Origin of the sequence: Methylophaga sp. UBA4204 (assembly GCF_002379485.1) — a bacterium.
GTDB lineage: Bacteria > Pseudomonadota > Gammaproteobacteria > Nitrosococcales > Methylophagaceae > Methylophaga.
Window position 1 is genome coordinate 1 of sequence record NZ_DFTU01000018.1, and the last position, 950, is coordinate 950.

A 950-nucleotide genomic window follows, 5' to 3' on the forward strand; every position below is an offset into this window, starting at 1 on the left:
AAAATAGCCGCCAGCAGTGGTGGATATGAAAGATAAACAAGCCCTAAATCATTAATCCGCATCAAATGTTTCAATATCATCAGTAATCTCATCATATAGACGAAGTTAGGACCTCAGTATCTTTTTTCGTCTTAGCGGGGAATCATTCTGGAACAAGCTTCTAGTTTTCATCTGCTTCAGCTCCTATTACTCCCTGTGTCACAGTATCCCGGCTAGATTTGTACTTGAAATATTATTACTATGAGTAACAGGATTGTCTATCTCGTTTTAATTCATTCATTTCATCTGCCAGTAAAGGCAGACTCGTAATCATGCTGGCAAAAAAAGTCATTTTAATGAGTTGTGTAGCCATTTTAAACTCCTATCCAAAATGCTCAAGAAAGCATTAAGGCTTATATCAAATAAGAATATGAAGTTAGAAGGCCTTAAGGACATCACATTTCATTTGTTAAAATGAAATGCTTAGGTGAGAAATTAGTTTGATAAAAAAATGAAAACGTAGCGTTACTTCCTTAGTAAATTTGTTGGTCAACACTGAGAAATCAACCAGCTAATTACTCCATTAAAACGCTACGCTCCCATTGAACTTAGAATTTTATTTTACGTTCAATTTATTTTATTCAGGATATCCTTCCTCACCCATTTTGTGGGCAGGGTGCTTATCGTTTCCGCCCTTATCCTTATCATAGGCTTCTTCATCAGGCACCACGTCCATGTCTTCATCCATTTCATCATAGGTGGTTGTATCACCCTGACGGTTTTTGTCCATTTTCTTCTCATTATCCTGATGTTTTTTGTCCATGTCATGCTGAGTTTTATTAACTTTTTGTTCCCACTCAGGATCATCTTTATTCATTTTTTCATGATCATCTGCTAAGACAGGTGTAACAGCAAAAGCTGTAGCAATTGCAGTTGAAAGAAATAGTTGCTTAAACATTTCATTCTCCTTT

General features: G+C 36.0%; 1 protein-coding gene. It reads right to left on the reverse strand.

Features of this window, described 5'->3' with window-relative positions:
* Positions 1-616 precede the first annotated feature (616 nt).
* The coding region (locus B3182_RS02315) for a hypothetical protein (protein ID WP_292751391.1) at positions 617-950 on the reverse strand (334 nt) is incomplete at its 5' end.